Source organism: Curtobacterium guangdongense, assembly GCF_049341845.1.
Classification (GTDB): Bacteria; Actinomycetota; Actinomycetes; order Actinomycetales; family Microbacteriaceae; genus Curtobacterium; species Curtobacterium guangdongense.
Genome location: NZ_JBMPIT010000003.1, coordinates 56,229 through 72,117 on the forward strand (window position 1 = coordinate 56,229; position 15,889 = coordinate 72,117).

Below are 15,889 nucleotides of genomic sequence, written 5' to 3' on the forward strand. Positions count from 1 at the left end.
CTACGGGCGACCGGCGACACCCAGGCCGTTGTCCACAGGCGTGGCAGCGTCCACAGAGTCGGCCACGGCGGTGGAGCCGGCCACCCCCTCGGAGCGAGCGGGTGCACCCGACCAGCCCGTGCCTCCCGGCCGGACCCAGCGCGACCCGCCTGCCCAGGTAGGTACCGGGCCGCGGAACCGCGGCACCTCGGACCCCGGGAACCGGCGGTCCAGGCCGGAGCGCCAGGCCGTGAACTCGATCATCCCCCAGTAGAGGAGCGAGGTACCGAGCGTGATGAGCCACCCGACGGCGGACCCGTCCGACGAGTCGAGGTCGATCTTCGACCACCCGGGCGCCTGCAGCACGAAGATCGTGACGTTGTTGAGCGCGTGCTGCAGGATCGTGGCCTCGAGGCCTCCGGTCCGCAGGACGATGATCGCCGCGACGAGCCCGAACGACCCGACGTCGAGGATGCCCCAGATGTTGTACCCGTTCGGGACGTGCAGGACCGCGAACACCACCGTCGAGACCAGCACGGCGATGACGGCGCCGACCTTTCGCAGCGGGATCCACGCGCCGATCGTCTGCATGAGGAACCCGCGGAACACGTACTCCTCTGCTGCGGCCTGGAACGGCACGAGCAGCACGACGAGGACGATCGTGAGCGTCAGGGTCCCGAGCGTCACGGTGGACTGACCGATCGCGTCGGTGTTCCAGTGCAGCCCGGATCCGTCGATCGTGTACGTGCCGGCGGTCTGGATGCCGACCATGATGAGCGCCAGGACGAGGAGCGGCAGCAGGCAGCGCGCCATCCACCCCCAGCGGACCCGCATCCGCACGCTCGACAGCTGGCCGATCGGTCCGAGTCGGGCGATCCGCACCGCGATCATGATCGACGGCAGCAGCACCACCAGGGACACGATCGTCATCGAGAGCACGACCGGGTCCGTCGGGTCGAGCGCCCCGGACGACAGCTGGTCCTGGAACGCCCTGAGCCCCTCGGGGCCACGCTGCACGCCGATCGGCACGAGGTACGCGACCGCGATGAGGACCTGCGTCGCCAGGTAGAACCCGAGGAAGACGGCCAACGCCACGAGCGGCCGCCACCAGCGCCAACGGCCGTCGACCCGGAACATGCGGTGGTAGGGAACACTCACGCTGGGCAGGCTACCGGGCGGGGCAGGATGGGACCCGTGCTCACCGTGATGCTCGGCCTCAGTGGCGCACTCGTCTACGGGTTCGCGGACTTCCTGGGTGGACTCGCGTCGCGGCGCGTCCGACCCGTGACGGTCGCCGCGATCGCCGCTGCCGTGGGCATCGCACCGCTCCTGGTCGGGCTGGTCGTCGTCGGGGCACGGTTCTCGTGGCAGGCGACGCTGTGGGGCGCGGTCGGCGGGGTGTGCGGCGGCGTCGGGGTGCTGCTGCTGTACGCCGCCCTCGCGATCGGGCCGATGAGCGTGCTCTCACCGCTGACCGCCGTGTTCTCCGCCGTCGTCCCCGTCGTGGTCGCGCTGGTGCTGGGCACCGTGCTGTCGCCGGTGGCGATCGGCGCGCTCGTCGTCGCGGTGGTCGCGGTCGTGCTGGTCGCGTCGGTGCGGGATGCCGGGGGCGCTCGGCTCACCGCGCGAGGCGTGCTCGCGGCGGCGGTCGCAGGGTGCGGGTTCGGTGGGATCGTGCTCGCGTTCAACGAGACCCCTGCGGACTCCGGGGTCGCGCCGCTGCTGGTCGCGCGGGTGTTGCAGGCGCTCCTGCTGGGTGCGGCGGCGGTGCTGTCGGCTGCGGCGGCGCGGCCTGCTCGGTCGGCTCGGCCCGCTCGGTCTGCTCGGCCGGCTCGGCCTGGAGGCTCGGTGGTCGTCGCGTCGTCGGCCATCGCTGACGGGGTGGCCGGGTCCACGACTCGCGGCGGCTCGGTCCGTCGGCTCACGCTGGTGATCGTTGCGTGCGGGGTGTTCGACGCGATGGCGAACGTGTTCATCCAGGCCGGACTGCACTCGAGCACGGACCCGGTGACGCTGCCGGTGATCAGCGTCCTCAACGCGCTCTACCCGATCGGCACGGTGGTGCTCGCGGGCGCGGTGCTCCGGGAGCGGCTCACCGTGCTGCAGGGGCTCGGCATCGGGTTGGCGCTGGCGGCGTCGGTCGCGCTCGCCCTGTCCTGACCGGCTCCGCCCTCGGCGCGACCTGCCGGACCGTTCGGGCGGGCGGCGGGCGGGGCCGTCAGGCGTCGGGGATGAGGCGCTTGCCCATCGACACCGTGTGGTCGTCCGCGTAGCCGAGCGCCTCGTAGAAGCCGATGACCTGTTCGTTGCCGGCGCGCACCTGCAGGTTCAGCTTCGGGCAGCCCATGTCGGCGAGCAGCCGTTCGAACTCGGCCATGAACGTGCGCCCGAGCCCCGATCCCTGCAGGTCCGGCTGCACCGCGAGGTAGTTCACCCAGCCGCGGTGCCCGTCGAACCCTGCCATGCCCGCGGCCAGGACCCGGTCCGCGCCCCGTGGGTCCGTCGCGACGAGGAAGAGCTCCGGCTGCACCGTGAGCTTCCGCGCGATGTCCTTCCGCGGGTCGTTCCAGGGTCGGACCAGGCCGCAGGACTCCCAGAGGGCGATGACGGCCTCGGTGTCGTCGGGGGTGAACTGCCGGATGACGTACTGCACGACACCACGCTAACTGGGGTGTGCAGAAGTCCGTCAGCGTGGCGTCCTCGTGGTCTGATAGACCTGAGCGTCGTCCGACCGCGACGACTGTCCCCTCCGGATCGGGAGCCACGTGACCGCACACGAGACCCTTCCCTCGCGCCGCAGCGCACGGGACGAGCGTGCCCGGACGAAGCGGGGACCTCGTCCTCGGCAGACCGTCGGCGGCGCGATCGTGTCGCTCATCGCGGAGCTGCTCATCATCGCTGGCGCGGTCACCGGGTTGTACGTGGTGTGGACCGCGTGGTGGACCGACGTCGTGGCGAACCAGCACCAGACCTCCCTGGTGAAGGACCTCGGGCAGACCAAGGCGAAGCCGACCGTCGGGACCGAGCACCGAGGCACCGCACCCGTGCTGGCGGAGCCGCCGAACGTCACGGACGTCTTCGGCACCATGCAGATCCCGCGCTTCGGGGCCGGGTACGACCAGCCGATCGGCGAAGGGACCGACCGCGAGAAGGTCCTCAACACCATCGGACTCGGCCACTACCAGGACACCGCGATGCCCGGCGCCGAGGGCAACTTCGCCGTCGCCGGCCACCGCGTGACCTACGGCAAGCCGCTCAACCAGATCGCCGAGCTCAAGACCGACGACGCGATCGTCGTCCGCGTCACCGACAAGGCGACGAACTTCGACGTCTGGTACGTCTACAAGGTCACCGACAGCCAGATCGTCACGCCCGACCACATCGAGACGATCGCGCCCGTCCCGAACAAGCCCGGCGTCGAGCCCACCGCCGACGACCGCTGGTTGACGCTCACCGCCTGCCACCCGATGTGGTCCGCCAAGGAGCGCTACATCACCCACGCCAAGCTCGACTACTGGATGCCCGCGTCCGAGGGGACGCCGAAGGAACTCTCGGAGACGCCCAAGTGATCTTCCCGCTCGTCTGGCGACTCCTGCCCGGCCCGACCGCCCTCAAGGTCCTCGAACTGATCGTCCTGCTCGCCGCACTCACGTTCGTGTTGTTCACGTGGGTGTTCCCCTGGGTCGCGGCGGACATCCTCCCGCCGCCCGACGGCACGGTCGACACCTCGGCGACGCCGACGCCCTGAGGTCGGACCGTCGTGTCCGGATCAGACCGTGGTGCTGACCTGTGAGCCACCACCCGGTGCACGGCGGACGGCGATCCGCTCCGGGATGCGCTGCTTGAGCTCTTCCACGTGGCTGACGATGCCGACCTGCCGGCCGCCGGCGGTGAGCTTGGACAGCTGACCGATGACGCCGTCGAGCGTCTCGGGGTCGAGCGTGCCGAAGCCCTCGTCGACGAACAACGTGCCGAGCGCGACCCCGCCGGCTTCGGCCTGGACGACGTCGGCGAGCCCGAGGGCCAGGCAGAGCGAGAACGTGAAGGTCTCACCCCCGGACAGGCTCCGCGGGTCACGCGTCGTGTCGGTCGTGTGGTCGCGGACGGCGAGCGCGAGGCCCGTCCGTCGAGCTCGGGCACCGGATTCTCGTTCGTCCGAGGTCTCGAGCGTGAAGCGGCCGCCGAGCATCGTCCGGAGGCGGTCGTTCGCGGCGGCGACGACGTCCTCGAAGCGGCGCATGAGCACGTACGTGCCGAGGGTGATCCCGGTGGGGTTCTGCCCGGGCGCCCCGGCAGCGATGTCGGCGAGCCGCACCACCGCTCGGCTGCGTGCCGAGGTGGACTCGCGCGCGGACACGGCACGCTCGAGGTCCCTGGCGCACCGTTCGCTCGCGTCGGCCCGCTCCCCCGTGGTCGCCGCCGTCCTGGTCGCCTCGTCGAGGACCTCGGCGGTGCGGGACGTCTCGGCACCGGCGGCGTCGAGGTCGATCGTCGCCGGGTCGTCGTCCGCGGCCTGGACGACGGCGGGCTCCGCCAGCCCGGCATCGACGACCGCGCGCTCGCGATCCGCATCGTCGACGGTCGTTCGGAGCCGCTCGGCGTCGTCCGCTCCGAGTACCGCTGCACGAGCAGCGGCGACGTCGGTGAGGTCCTGGGCACGGACAGCCGCGGTGACCTCGGTCGCACGCTCCGCGACGGCCGCGGTGGCGTTCCGGACCCGCTCGACCGCCTCGGCGACCGCGCGGAGTGCCTGGATCCGGTCGTCGAGGGCGGACACCGCCTCCGGCAGTCCCTTCGGCTCGACGTCGAGGTGTGCGGCGAGGGTGGCGAGGGCGTCATCGACGGCAGTGGTGTCCTGCTCCATGCGATCCGAGTCGTTCGCCGTCGTCGCGAGGAGCACCTGCCGACGGGCGTCGACGTCGTTGCGGTCTTGTTCGAGGGCCCGGGTGACGTCGTCGTGCGCGGCTCGGTCCCGCTCGCGTTCGGCGACCGTCGTGGCCGCCGTCCGCGCCGCCCGGACGCGCTCGTCCGCGACGGCCGTGCGGCGATCGAGTTCTTCCGGCTCGGTGCCGCCGACCACCGTGGTCAGGCGTTCCTGCTCCGCACGCTCGACGGCGAGGGTGGCCGCCGCATCCGAGAGGGCGTCGTCCGCCCGTCGCGCAGCGGCTGCTGCCTCGGCGATCTGCGCCGGCGTCGGGTGGTCGTCCTGCGGCGTGGCGACCGCCGGGTGCTCCACCGAGCCGCACACGGGGCAGGCATCGCCTGGCTGGAGCGCCTGGCCGAGCTCCCCGGCGAGCCCGGCGATGCGCCGTTCGCGCAGGTGCTGCTCGGCGACGAGGGCATCCTGGGCCGCCGATCGCGCCGACGCCACCGAGGTCTCCGCTGCCTGGACGCGCGTACGCACCGCGGCGAGGTCGACGACCAGCCGACGGAGGTCGCGCACGGCATCGGCTTCGTGACGGGCGGCTTCGGCATCAGCGGCCGTCTCGGCAGCAGCGCGGGATGCCTCCACGATGCGCGCACGTTCCGCCGGACGGGCTTCGAGCTCCGCGTCGAGTTCGGCGAGCCGGGTGCCGAGTCGCTCGGCCTGCGCGCGGGCGTCGTCGACGGCCCGTCGCCGTTCGGGAAGGGCGAGCGCGACGGGCACGAGGTGCCGGACGGCCCCGACGAGCTCCGCGAGGCGGTCACGCTCCCCCGCGGTGTCGTCTGCGGTGACGTCGTGCTGGAGCCGGAGTGCCGCGAGTTCGCCGGCGACGGTGTCGGCACGTGCACGCGCGGCGTCGAGGCCGTCCGCGACCGCCACCACCCGCGCCGCCCGCTCGGCGAGGGACAGTCGGGCTCGGGACTCGGCGACGGCGTCCGCTCGTTCGTCGAGCGCAGCGGACCGGGCGAGCAGGGTACTGCGGCGATCGAGTGTCGCGCGGCGCCGGACGACCGACTGCTCGTGCTCCACGGCTGCCCGGGCCGCCGCTGCCGCCGTGGTCCGCGCCGTGACCGCGGCATCGGCGATCCGCCGGAGTTCGAGGACGACCGCGGGGACGTCGGACTCGTCGACCCCGGACTCGTCAACCACGGCGAGGTCGGCCGTGGTCCGGCCGGAGGCTTCGGCGAAGCGCGCGAGGGCGTCTCGTACGCGTGCGTCGGCTGCCTCCACTTCGACTGCCGCCGCCCGGCGACGCGCTGCGAGCTCGTCGGCGGTGCGGTCGTAGATCTCGGTGCCGAACAGCGACTGCAGGAGCTTCCTGCGCTCTTCCCCTGGTGACTTCAGGAAGCGGGCGAACTCGCCCTGCGGCAGCACCACCGTCTGCAAGAACTGCGCGCGGTCGAGTCCGACGATCCGGGCGATCTCGGCGCCGACTTCTTGCGCGCGGGCGGAGACCGGCTCACCGGCTGCGTCCGTCGGGTGCGCGAGCCGGACGAGCTGCGCCGAGGACTGCTGCTTCACCGTGCCGGTGCCGCGCTGCTTCGGGCGGTCGTACTGCGGCGTGCGCCGGACCCGGAACACGCCGGCACCGGTCTCGAACACCAGCTCCACGAACGGCTCGACCGCGGGGTCGGCGTGCTGGCTGTGCAGCCGGTCGGAGCTGGCGTCCGAGCCGGCGAGTCCGCCGTAGAGCGCGAAGACGACGGCGTCGATGATGGTCGACTTGCCCGACCCGGTCGGTCCCTCGAGCAGGAACACCCCCGACGCGGCGAGCGCGGCGAAGTCGATCGAGACGAGGTCCGGGTACGGACCGATGGCGCGGAGTTCGAGGTGGTGCAGGTACATCAGCGCACGGTCCCCTCGTGCACGATCCCGTTGCGCGCGGCCCCGTCCTGCTCCGACAGCGCGGCGGCAGCGGATTCGTACGCTTCGCGCAGCACGACGAGTTCTTCGGCCGTGGGGGCCCCGCCGGTGGCGAACGTCACGAAATCAGCAGCGACCTCGACCGGGTCGGACGTCGCGGTCACCGCTCTGGACGCCGAGCGCGCCGGCGCGTCGGCGGGTTCGTGCGTGATCGCCAGTGCGTGGGGGAAGCGGTCCTTGACCCTGGCGTACATCCGCTCCGGGTGCACGGTGTCGGTGACGGCGACGCGAACCCAGGCATCGGCGTGCTCAGCGGACAGCCCGGACTCGATGTCGTCGAGCGAGCCACGGACGTCCACGAGTCGGCGGGGGACGGGTGTCGGCACGAGTTCGACGGAGACCGTGCCGGCGGCGTCGAGGTCGACGAGGGTCACCGACTTGGTGTGGTGCCGCTCGCCGAACGAGAAGGCCAGGGGCGACCCGGCGTAGCGGATGCGGTCGGAGGCACCGCCGCGCTGGGGCCCGTGCAGGTGGCCGAGCGCGACGTAGTCCACGCCGTCGAACGCGGACTTGGCCACGCGGTCGACGCCCCCGACGCGGATGTCCTGCTCGCTGTCGCTCGGCTCGGCACCGCCGACGAAGGCGTGCGCCACGACGACACTCCTGGTGCCGGGCCGCTGTGCGAGGTCACCACGGACCCGGTCCATCGCGGCGCCGACCACTGCCTGGTGGGATCGGGCGAGGGGTTCGTCCGGAACGTCGGCGAGGGCGTACCGCACCATGTCCGGCTGCAGGTACGGGATGCCGTAGACCGCGACCGGCCCGTCGGCGTCGTCCACGAGGACCGGTTCGGCGATGCGTGCCGGTTCGGCGAGGATCCGCACGCGGGCGTTCATCACGCCGGAACCGAACCCCAACCGGGCGGCGGAGTCGTGGTTGCCCGGCGTCACCACGACGGTCGCGACCGCCGAGAGTCGTTCGAGCGTCGCGGACAGCATTCGCACGGCGTCGACCGGCGGGATCGCGCGGTCGTACACGTCCCCGGCGATGACCACCAGGTCGACCGATCGCTGCACCACGATCCCGACGAGGTGGTCGAGGAACGCCGCCTGGTGCTCGAGCAGATCGGCGCCGAGCAGGGTGCGGCCCAGGTGCCAGTCGCCGGTGTGCAGGATGCGCATGCCCGTCACGGTAGCGCCGTCCTCGGACATCCCCGGGTGCCTCGCGGCGACCTGTGGACAACTCAGGCGCAGCTGAGGTTCGTGCTGACGAGCGCCGTCTGGATCCGGGTGACCGAGGTGCTGGTCGACGTCCAGTTGCCGACGAAGTTGACCCGGACACTGACGGTGTAGACCTGGCCGAGGCTCAGGATCCCGGATCCGACGACCTTCACCGGGGTGGTCGTGCCCGTCGCGAGCACCGTCGTGCCGTTCACGACCGAGAACGACGTCGCGGTCGGACCGCCGTACGCGAACCCGATGTTCACGGAGCCGTCGCCGTTCGGCGTGCACGTGAGCGTCGTGGCCTGCGGGACGGTGAGGGTCGCGAACGACGACGTCGGGCTCACCGTCGTCTTCGCGAACGGTGCCGCGACGGCCTGCGCGGGCAGGAGCACCCCGAGGCTGCCCGCGACGAGCACCACCGCGGCGGCGCCACCGGCACGGCGGAGACGCCGCACCTGCCGGACACGGCGGCGGAGCGCGCGACGCGAGAGGACGTGCCGACCGGACCGGCCGTCGGCGGCGCCGGACGGGGCGGAGGTGGGGCGAGCCTCCAGGCCGTCGTCAGCAGCCGGACCGTCACCGTCACCGTCACCGGAGGAGGAGGACGCCAGCCGCCGCAGCGAGCCGTCGATCGTGCAGAGGAACAGGGCGGCGGTGAGCGCGAGTGCGAGCAGGACGACCTTGTGCCACTCGCCGTGTCGGAGCCAGACGATGGGCGCGCCGATCACCGGGATGCGGAGGAAGGCGACACCGTGCACGGCCGACCGCTCGATCGCGCTGGAGTCGCGCTGCGGGTTGGCGTCGCCCTTGGTGATGAGCGTGTCGTCCGGTCCGGCCTTCACGAAGCGGTGCATGCGGAGGTGCCCCGGCTGGTCGGGGTCGTCGGCGAGCAGGATCTGCCCGAGCCGGATCTCCGCCTGGGCGACCGGCCGCGAGACGACCACGTCGCCGGGGGCGAGCCGCGGCTCCATCGAGCCGGTCATGACGGTGGTGGGGTGCCAACCGATGACGGCCGGCGCGGCGGCCCAGAGGGCGAGGCCGAGGACGGTCGCGACGATGCCGCGAGCGAGGGTGGCGACGACGACACGCCCCCAGTCGACGACGTCACGGACCGCATCGTGCGGTGTGCGTCCACCGCGGACTTCGATGCTGACCATGACTGCCTTCGACTGGGGGCGTGCTGGGGGTGACGGACGGGCCCGTATCGGGTCCGGTCCCGGACGTCACCGATGGAGCCGGCCCGGGCGTGCTCATCACGCGCCCGGCGTCGGTTCCGAGCTTCAGCTGTTCTGGGCCTCCCAGGTGAGACCGAGGGAGGCGGTGCCGCCCTGGATCGAGTTCGGGGCCGAAGTGGGGACGGTGTAGGTCACGCGGTAGACACGCGACTCGGACGCGGAGCCGGTCGGGGCCCAGGTGCCGACGCCGGTCGCGAAGTTGGTGGACGCGGTGCCGAACGCGGCGAGCGTGCCCGAGTAGAGGTTGCCGCTCGTGCTCGCCGGGGTGAAGCCGGTGCAGGAGCCGAAGCCGCCGCCGGTGCCCTGGTCGATCGAGATGGTGATGTTCGACGCGAGGGTGTTCGTGGTCGCCGCGTTCGTGCCGTAGAGCTTGACCGTGGAGGCCAGCGAGCCGGTCGACGTGACGGTGATGCAGTTGGAGCCGGTCGAGCCGGGCTTCAGGCCGGTGGCGGTGAACAACGCGGTGTTGTTGTCGTCGTCGGAGAGTGCGACGCTGCCGGCGGTCCAGTTGCTGGTCGGGTTCACCGTCGTGGCGGAGAACGCCGAGTACGAGGCGGTGGAGACGACGACGCCGGATGCGACGAGCGCGGCGGGGATGGCGATCCAGGCGGCGAGACGAGCGGCGCGAGGGGTAACACGAGACATGGAGGTACTCCGGAAGTCGAGAGATCTGATCGGTTGGTTCGGCCGGGGCCGCGGTGGTTGGCCGCGCTTCGTGCCGGGGTGGTGCTGAGCTCCGTTGCTACGACGATCAAGCTACTTGCCGTCCGAGCCACTCACAAGCCGGAATACGCCCCCACTGCTGGGGGTAGTTCGATGAGTGAGATACTTGTTCAATGAGCAGCACGACGGCAGACCCGTGCCGTCGGCGTCACACGTACCCGAGAAGAGCCGCCCGATGACGGACACCCGAATCCCCGAAGTCGACGCAGTCGCGCCGACCACTCCCGCAGCACCCACCTCCCCCGTGACCGCGTCGCACGTGCCCGTCGGGCGCCGCACCACCGACGGAGTGGAGGACACCGACCTCGGACGCCTCCTGACGGCGTTCCGCCTCATGCAGATGCAGCACGCTCGCGTCCTCCACCACGAGAGCGCCACGCGCGGCCTCAACGCGACGGACAGCCGCTTCGTGTTCTTCCTGGCGGCGGCCGACGGCAAGGGTGTCACCCCGAAGCAGTCGGGCGAGTACCTCGAGCTGTCCACCGGGGCGATGACGTCCCTGATCGACCGACTCGAGCAGCGCGGCCACATCGAGCGTCGCCCGAACCCGGACGACCGTCGCAGCATCCTGCTCCACCTCACGGCCTCCGGTGCCGCCGTCGCGCAGCAGATCGGTGCGCTCTACGCGGCGGCCTTCTGCGAGGTGACCACGCCAGGGGAACGGCAGCCCCTGGCCGACGCGCTCGCCCGGCTCGGTGACGCGCTCGAACGCCGCTCCGGAGTGCACGCCCGGGCGTAGGTTCGGGGGCATGACCCCCTCCGAAGTCCTCATCGAAGCGTTCTCCCGCGTCCCGTCGACCGTCGCCCGCGCCGTCGAGGGGCTCTCCGAGGACCAGCTCGCATCACGCCCGGCAGCCGGGGCGAACACCCTCGCGTGGCTCGCGTGGCACATCGCCAGGGGCCAGGACGCGCAGATCGCCGACCTCGCCGGCACCGAGCAGGTCTGGACCGCCGACGGCTGGTACGACCGGTTCGGGCTGCCGTTCCCCGCCGAGGCACTCGGGTACGGCATGTCCCGCGACGACGTCGGCAAGGTGCGGGCGTCCGCCTCGCTGCTCACCGGGTACCTCGACGCGGTGCACGAACGCACGGTCGCCTACCTCGGCACGCTCGGCCCCGACGACCTCGACCCCGTGGTCGACGACGCATGGGACCCACCCGTCACCGCCGGTGCGCGCATCGTCAGCATCCTGAACGACTGCACGCAGCACGCCGGCCAGGCCGGCTACGTGCGCGGCCTGCTCTTCTTCACCCGCTGAGCGGTCCGCCCCCTCTCTCTCCCCCCCCCGCGCCGGCCCTCGTTGCGATCGAGGGAACAGAAATGGTCGGGTCCGCCAACGCGACCCGACCATTTCTGTTCCCTCGATGACGGACGGGAGGCCCGGTGCCAGCTGGCACCGGGCCTCCCGTCCGTCGTGTGGTCGCGACTAGCGCGCGGCGAGCTCCGACACGATGCCGTCGCCAGGGGCTGCCTGGACGAGGTCCGCCTCGATCTCGGCGCGCTCGAGGATGCCCTCGATCTTGCGGACACGTCCGCGCGGGACGATCGTCACGACGGTGCCCTCCTTGCCGGCACGACCGGTGCGGCCCGAGCGGTGCATGTACGCCTTGTAGTCGTCCGGCGCGTCGGCCTGCACGACGAGCGAGACGTCGTCCACGTGGATGCCGCGGGCGGCGACGTCGGTGGCGACGAGCACGTTCACCCGGCCGCTCGTGAGGAGCTGCAGGTTGCGGGTCCGGCGCGACTGGTTCAGGTCGCCGTGGAGCGAGGTCGCGCGGATGCCGGCGTCCTCGAACTGGTCGGCCAGACGCTCGGCGTACGCACGGGTCCGGGCGAAGACGATCGTCTTGCCCTCGCCGGCGACGAGCTCCTCGAGGAGCTGGTCCTTCTGGCGCTGCTCGACCACGAGCACGCGGTGGTCGATCGTCGAGGACGCCTGGTCCTCGCCGGCGACCTCGTGCACGCTCGGCTCGTGCAGGAACTGCTCGACGAGCGCGGCGACCTGCGTGTCGAGCGTCGCGCTGAACAGCAGCTTCTGCGCGCGGTTGCCCTGCGGGGTGACCTGGGCGGTCGCCTCGAGGATCTCCTGCACGGGCTCGAGGAACCCGAGGTCGCACATGTGATCGGCCTCGTCGAGCACGGAGATGACGACCTCGCTGAGGTCGAGCTTCCCCTTATTCATGAGGTCCTGCACGCGACCGGGGGTGCCGACGATGATGTCGACGCCGCGCTCGAGCGCGCCCTCCTGGCGGCCGTAGGGGACGCCGCCGTAGATCTGCGTCGTGAAGAGGCCCACCGAGCGGGCGATCGGCTGCACGGTGCGGTCGATCTGCAGCGCGAGCTCGCGGGTCGGCGCGAGGATGAGCGCACGCGGGGCGCGGCCCATCTTGCGCTTCGTGCCGCCGCCGTGCTCCATCAGCTTCTCGACGAGGGGCGCACCGAACGCGATGGTCTTGCCGGAGCCCGTGCGGCCGCGGCCGAGGACGTCCTTGCCGGCGAGCACGTCGGGGATCGTCGCCGCCTGGATCGGGAACGGGCTGGTCGCGCCCAGTTCGCCGAGCGCACGGGAGATGTTGCCGCCGATGCCGAGGTCGGCGAAGGTCACGCCCTCGACGTCGGCCGCGACGGTCGCCTCGGCCTGGAGCTTCTCGAGCTTGACGTCGTCCGCGGGGACGAAGCCCTTGCGCGGGGCGTCGTCGCGGTCGAACTTCCGCGGGGCGCGGTCGTCGCGGTCGAAACGACGAGGAGCACGCTCATCGCGATCGAACTTGCGCGGCGCACGGTCATCGCGATCGAACTTCCGCGGCGCACGGTCATCGCGATCGAACTTGCGCGGGGCGCGGTCATCGCGATCGAACTTGCGCGGGGCGCGGTCGTCGCGGTCGAAGTTGCGACGCGGACGGTCGTCCTGGTCACGGCGAGGGGCGCGGTCGTCACGGTTGAACGATCGTGGGCCACGGTCGTCACGGTCGAACCGGCGCGGACGGTCGTCGCTGTCACGGCGAGGGGCGCGGTCGTCGCGGTCGAAACGACGAGGAGCACGCTCATCGCGATCGAACCGAGGCGGACGGTCGTCGCTGTCACGACGGGGAGCACGGTCATCGCGGTCGAAGCGACGCGGAGCACGGTCGTCCCGGTCGAAGTTGCGACGCGGACGGTCGTCCTGGTCACGACGGGGCGCACGGTCATCGCGGTCGAAGCGACGCGGGGCGCGGTCGTCACGGTTGAACGAACGGGGCGCGCGATCGTCGCCACGTGCCGGACGGCCGGCGCCGCGGGGCTCCCACGAGGAGCGTCCGCCGTCGCGGGGCTCCCAGTTCGGACGGCCGGTGCGGTCGCCCTGCGACGAGCGGTTGCGGCGGTCCTCGGCGTCCCAGCGCTGCTTCTGGCGCGGCGCGGTGGGCTCAGCAGCACGGAAGCCGCGGTGCTTGCTGCTGCGGGCGGCGGGGGTGCCGTTCGGGTGACGGGGACGGTCGGAGGCGCGCGAGTTCGCGCCCTTGTCGTACGGGGCCATGGATTCTTTCCGGGGTGCGGACATGCCACGCAGCCCGCCAGCGACATCGGCGGGGGCGGTTCGTGGAGAGGGGGTTCATCCCGTCGTCGGATCGACGTGATTCCAGCCCTCGAACTACACAACACCCAAACACGTCCGCGACTCGCTGGCCGCGGTGTCGAAGGCCGACCGAGCGAGTCTACGCGACCACGCGCTCGGAAACCAGCCCCGCTGGTGTCGGAGGGTCCGTGGCGGAGGTGATCCGGGCCTCCAGGCCGGTGCGGATCAGGACTCGGCGAGCCGCTGTCGCTGCTCGGCCACGTCGAAGTCGGCGGCGGGCCACGAGAGGTGCATGTCCTCGAGCGCGCGGAGCAGGAGCTGCTGCACGGCGAGGCGGGCGTACCACTTGCGGTTCGCCGGCACGACGTACCAGGGCGCGACGGCGGTCGAGGTGCGGTCGAACACGATCTGGTACGCGTCCTGGTAGTCGTCCCAGAGCAGGCGCTCGTCGATGTCGCCCGGGTTGAACTTCCAGTGCTTGTCCGGGCGGTCGAGGCGGTCGCCGAGCCGGGCGCGCTGCTCGTCCTTCGAGATGTGCAGCATCACCTTGACGATCGTGGTGCCCTCGTCGGCGAGCCGGTTCTCGAAGTCGACGATCGCGCCGTAGCGACGCTCGATCTCCTCCGGCGGCGCGAAGGAGCGGACGCGTTGGATGAGGACGTCCTCGTAGTGGGAGCGGTCGAACACGCCGATCTGCCCGGCGGACGGGAGCTGCTTCTCGACGCGCCAGAGGAAGTCGTGCTCGCGCTCCTCGTCCGTCGGCGCCTTGAAGCCGGCGTAGTGCACACCGTTCGGGTCCACGGCACCGATCACGTGTGAGACGATCCCGCCCTTGCCAGCGGTGTCCATCGCCTGCAGGACCAGGAGCACGCGTCGTTCGTCCCCGCTCGTCGCCGCTGCCCAGAGTCGTTCCTGCAGCGCGGCCAAGCGGTCGGCGCCGGCGGCGAGCGCCTCGAGCCCGTCGATCTTGCGGCCGGGGAAGCCCGGCGTGCTTTCCGGGTCGACGTCGGCAAGGCGGAAGCCCTCATCGACGCGCAGGAGCGGTTCCGGATCGGCGTTCCAGGCCTTGCGTCGACTCACGGGTCCTCCAGCGGTGGGTGTCCGCTCATCCTGGCACTCGCCGGTGAACGGTGTCATGCGCCGTCCGCTCGCTCGGGTTACCGTTGTCGGCGATGAGGTCAGGCCGTCGCACGCTGTTCGCGCTCGTCGCCGCGGTCGTGGCGCTCGGCGCGATCGCGTCGTGCAGCGCGGATCCGACGGGCGACGAGAACGCCACCGTCACCGCCGATCCGGTCATCTACCCGCTGTCGCTGCGGTACCACGGCATCGACGTCGTCTCCGACGTGCCGTACGGGTCGGACCGGTTGCAGCAGCTGGACGTGTGCCTGCCCGCGGACAGCGCACCGGAGACGACCACGACGCCGACCGCGACCGCAGCGACCGAGGCCTCGGCGTCCGCCACGCCTGACCCGTCGGCGCTCGAGAAGGCATCGGTCGGCACCCGCCCCGCCGTGATGATGGTGCACGGCGGCAGCTGGTCCCACGGCGACAAGGCCACCGCGGCGTACCGCTCGGTCTGCCAGTACCTCGCGTCCGAGGGGTTCGTCACCTTCAACGTCGACTACCGGCTGGCGCCGACGGACCCGTTCCCGGCAGGGCTCGACGACGTCCGGCGGGCGCTCGACTGGGTGTACCGGCCCACGACGCTCAAGACCTACGACGTCGACGTCGACCGGATCGGCGTGTTCGGGGGCAGCGCCGGCGGGAACCTCGCGGCGATGCTGGCCGTGGAGGACCACGCCTCCCCCGCGTACGCCGCCGGGGACCGCATCCGCGCGGTCGTCGACCTGAGCGGTCCGACGGACCTGACGACACGGTCGACGGAGTCGGACGGGGTGTCGGCGTCGTTCCAGCGGAAGCAGCTCCTGTACCTCGGGTGCAGCGCCTACGACGCGTGCCCGGCTGCACAACGGGCGTCCCCCGCCTACAACGTGACGTCGGACACGGCGCCGTTCTTCATCGGGCACTCGACGCACGAGTTCATCCCGCTGTGGGAGTCGCAGGACTTCGCGGCGACGCTGCGCTCCCACGACGTCCCGGTGACGTTCGTCGCGGTGCGGGGGACGGCGCACTCGATCGCGCAGCTCGACGAGGCGATGAGCAAGCGCGTGGTGTCGTTCTTGCGGCGGCACTTGGGCTGACGCCGGCGGCGCGGCGCGCGGCGCGTGGCGCGTGGCGGCGCGGGCGGGCGGGCGGGCGCGGCGCGGCGCGGCGCGAGGAGGGTCCCGCGAAAGCGACGCTCTCACGCCGAACACTGCGAGGACACAGACGCTTTGGCGGAAGGGTCGCGACGGCAGGGTCGCGGCGGCAGCGTGGGGTCGGCAGGGG

At 72.0% G+C, this 15,889-nt stretch carries 14 protein-coding genes; 6 read left to right on the plus strand and 8 right to left on the minus strand.

Features of this window, described 5'->3' with window-relative positions; translation table 11 throughout:
* A complete protein-coding gene (locus tag ACO0E1_RS04970; protein WP_422873174.1) occupies nt 1-1,137 on the minus strand; it encodes a CPBP family intramembrane glutamic endopeptidase in 1,137 nt (378 codons plus the stop codon).
* 36 nt (nt 1,138-1,173) lie between these two features.
* Between ACO0E1_RS04970 and ACO0E1_RS04975 the strand changes: the two genes are divergently transcribed.
* Entirely contained in the window at nt 1,174-2,139 is a 966-nt protein-coding gene (locus tag ACO0E1_RS04975) for an EamA family transporter (protein ID WP_422873175.1), read from the plus strand.
* A gap of 58 nt (nt 2,140-2,197) precedes the next feature.
* Here the strand turns inward: ACO0E1_RS04975 and ACO0E1_RS04980 are convergent, their stop codons facing one another.
* Nucleotides 2,198-2,632: a GNAT family acetyltransferase gene (locus tag ACO0E1_RS04980; RefSeq protein ID WP_422873176.1), complete on the minus strand. Its 435-nt coding sequence runs from the start codon at nt 2,630-2,632 to the stop codon at nt 2,198-2,200.
* Nucleotides 2,633-2,744: 112 nt separating this feature from the next.
* Between ACO0E1_RS04980 and ACO0E1_RS04985 the strand changes: the two genes are divergently transcribed.
* On the plus strand, nt 2,745-3,548 hold the full coding sequence (locus tag ACO0E1_RS04985; protein WP_413602814.1) for a class E sortase: 804 nt from the start codon (nt 2,745-2,747) through the stop codon (nt 3,546-3,548).
* A complete protein-coding gene (locus ACO0E1_RS04990; protein ID WP_422873177.1) occupies nt 3,545-3,727 on the plus strand; it encodes a hypothetical protein in 183 nt (60 codons plus the stop codon). The genes ACO0E1_RS04985 and ACO0E1_RS04990 overlap by 4 nt, the downstream gene beginning before the upstream one ends.
* Nucleotides 3,728-3,748: 21 nt before the next feature.
* Here the strand turns inward: ACO0E1_RS04990 and ACO0E1_RS04995 are convergent, their stop codons facing one another.
* From ACO0E1_RS04995 to ACO0E1_RS05010, 4 genes are all read right to left on the minus strand, one after another.
* Nucleotides 3,749-6,748 carry an AAA family ATPase gene (locus ACO0E1_RS04995; RefSeq protein WP_422873178.1) on the minus strand — a complete coding sequence of 1,000 codons (3,000 nt, stop codon included), beginning with the start codon at nt 6,746-6,748 and terminating at the stop codon, nt 3,749-3,751.
* Entirely contained in the window at nt 6,748-7,947 is a 1,200-nt protein-coding gene (locus ACO0E1_RS05000) for an exonuclease SbcCD subunit D (protein WP_422873179.1), read from the minus strand. The genes ACO0E1_RS04995 and ACO0E1_RS05000 overlap by 1 nt, the downstream gene beginning before the upstream one ends.
* 62 nt (nt 7,948-8,009) lie before the next feature.
* The gene (locus ACO0E1_RS05005; RefSeq protein WP_422873180.1) at nt 8,010-9,146 is read right to left on the minus strand and encodes a S24/S26 family peptidase; all 1,137 of its coding nucleotides are present in this window, start codon (nt 9,144-9,146) and stop codon (nt 8,010-8,012) included.
* 123 nt (nt 9,147-9,269) lie between these two features.
* A complete protein-coding gene (locus tag ACO0E1_RS05010) occupies nt 9,270-9,869 on the minus strand; it encodes a hypothetical protein (RefSeq protein WP_422873181.1) in 600 nt (199 codons plus the stop codon).
* Nucleotides 9,870-10,122: 253 nt separating this feature from the next.
* Here ACO0E1_RS05010 and ACO0E1_RS05015 point away from each other — a divergent pair, with 253 nt between their 5' ends.
* Together ACO0E1_RS05015 and ACO0E1_RS05020 are read left to right on the plus strand one after the other, a co-directional pair.
* Nucleotides 10,123-10,686: a MarR family winged helix-turn-helix transcriptional regulator gene (locus ACO0E1_RS05015; protein ID WP_422873182.1), complete on the plus strand. Its 564-nt coding sequence runs from the start codon at nt 10,123-10,125 to the stop codon at nt 10,684-10,686.
* Nucleotides 10,687-10,696: 10 nt separating this feature from the next.
* On the plus strand, nt 10,697-11,206 hold the full coding sequence (locus ACO0E1_RS05020) for a mycothiol transferase (protein ID WP_422873183.1): 510 nt from the start codon (nt 10,697-10,699) through the stop codon (nt 11,204-11,206).
* A gap of 168 nt (nt 11,207-11,374) precedes the next feature.
* On the opposite strand, the gene ACO0E1_RS05025 is transcribed toward ACO0E1_RS05020, so the two are convergent.
* Together ACO0E1_RS05025 and ACO0E1_RS05030 are read right to left on the minus strand one after the other, a co-directional pair.
* Nucleotides 11,375-13,462 (minus strand): DEAD/DEAH box helicase, encoded by a 2,088-nt coding sequence (locus ACO0E1_RS05025; protein ID WP_422873184.1) that lies wholly within the window; start codon nt 13,460-13,462, stop codon nt 11,375-11,377.
* Nucleotides 13,463-13,726: 264 nt separating this feature from the next.
* Entirely contained in the window at nt 13,727-14,581 is an 855-nt protein-coding gene (locus ACO0E1_RS05030) for a polyphosphate kinase 2 family protein (protein ID WP_422873185.1), read from the minus strand.
* 92 nt (nt 14,582-14,673) lie between these two features.
* Here ACO0E1_RS05030 and ACO0E1_RS05035 point away from each other — a divergent pair, with 92 nt between their 5' ends.
* On the plus strand, nt 14,674-15,702 hold the full coding sequence (locus tag ACO0E1_RS05035; protein ID WP_422873186.1) for an alpha/beta hydrolase: 1,029 nt from the start codon (nt 14,674-14,676) through the stop codon (nt 15,700-15,702).
* The last annotated feature ends 187 nt before the right edge of the window (nt 15,703-15,889 follow it).

Excerpts from the sequence above, each read along its gene's own strand:
- ACO0E1_RS05025 (WP_422873184.1), bottom strand. The coding sequence starts at position 13,462 with ATGGCCCCGTACGACAAGGGCGCGAACTCGCGCGCCTCCGACCGTCCC.
- ACO0E1_RS05035 (WP_422873186.1), top strand. The coding sequence starts at position 14,674 with ATGAGGTCAGGCCGTCGCACGCTGTTCGCGCTCGTCGCCGCGGTCGTG.
- ACO0E1_RS05020 (WP_422873183.1), top strand. The coding sequence starts at position 10,697 with ATGACCCCCTCCGAAGTCCTCATCGAAGCGTTCTCCCGCGTCCCGTCG.
- ACO0E1_RS04995 (WP_422873178.1), bottom strand. The coding sequence starts at position 6,748 with ATGTACCTGCACCACCTCGAACTCCGCGCCATCGGTCCGTACCCGGAC.
- ACO0E1_RS05010 (WP_422873181.1), bottom strand. The coding sequence starts at position 9,869 with ATGTCTCGTGTTACCCCTCGCGCCGCTCGTCTCGCCGCCTGGATCGCC.
- ACO0E1_RS05015 (WP_422873182.1), top strand. The coding sequence starts at position 10,123 with ATGACGGACACCCGAATCCCCGAAGTCGACGCAGTCGCGCCGACCACT.
- ACO0E1_RS05000 (WP_422873179.1), bottom strand. The coding sequence starts at position 7,947 with ATGCGCATCCTGCACACCGGCGACTGGCACCTGGGCCGCACCCTGCTC.
- ACO0E1_RS05005 (WP_422873180.1), bottom strand. The coding sequence starts at position 9,146 with ATGGTCAGCATCGAAGTCCGCGGTGGACGCACACCGCACGATGCGGTC.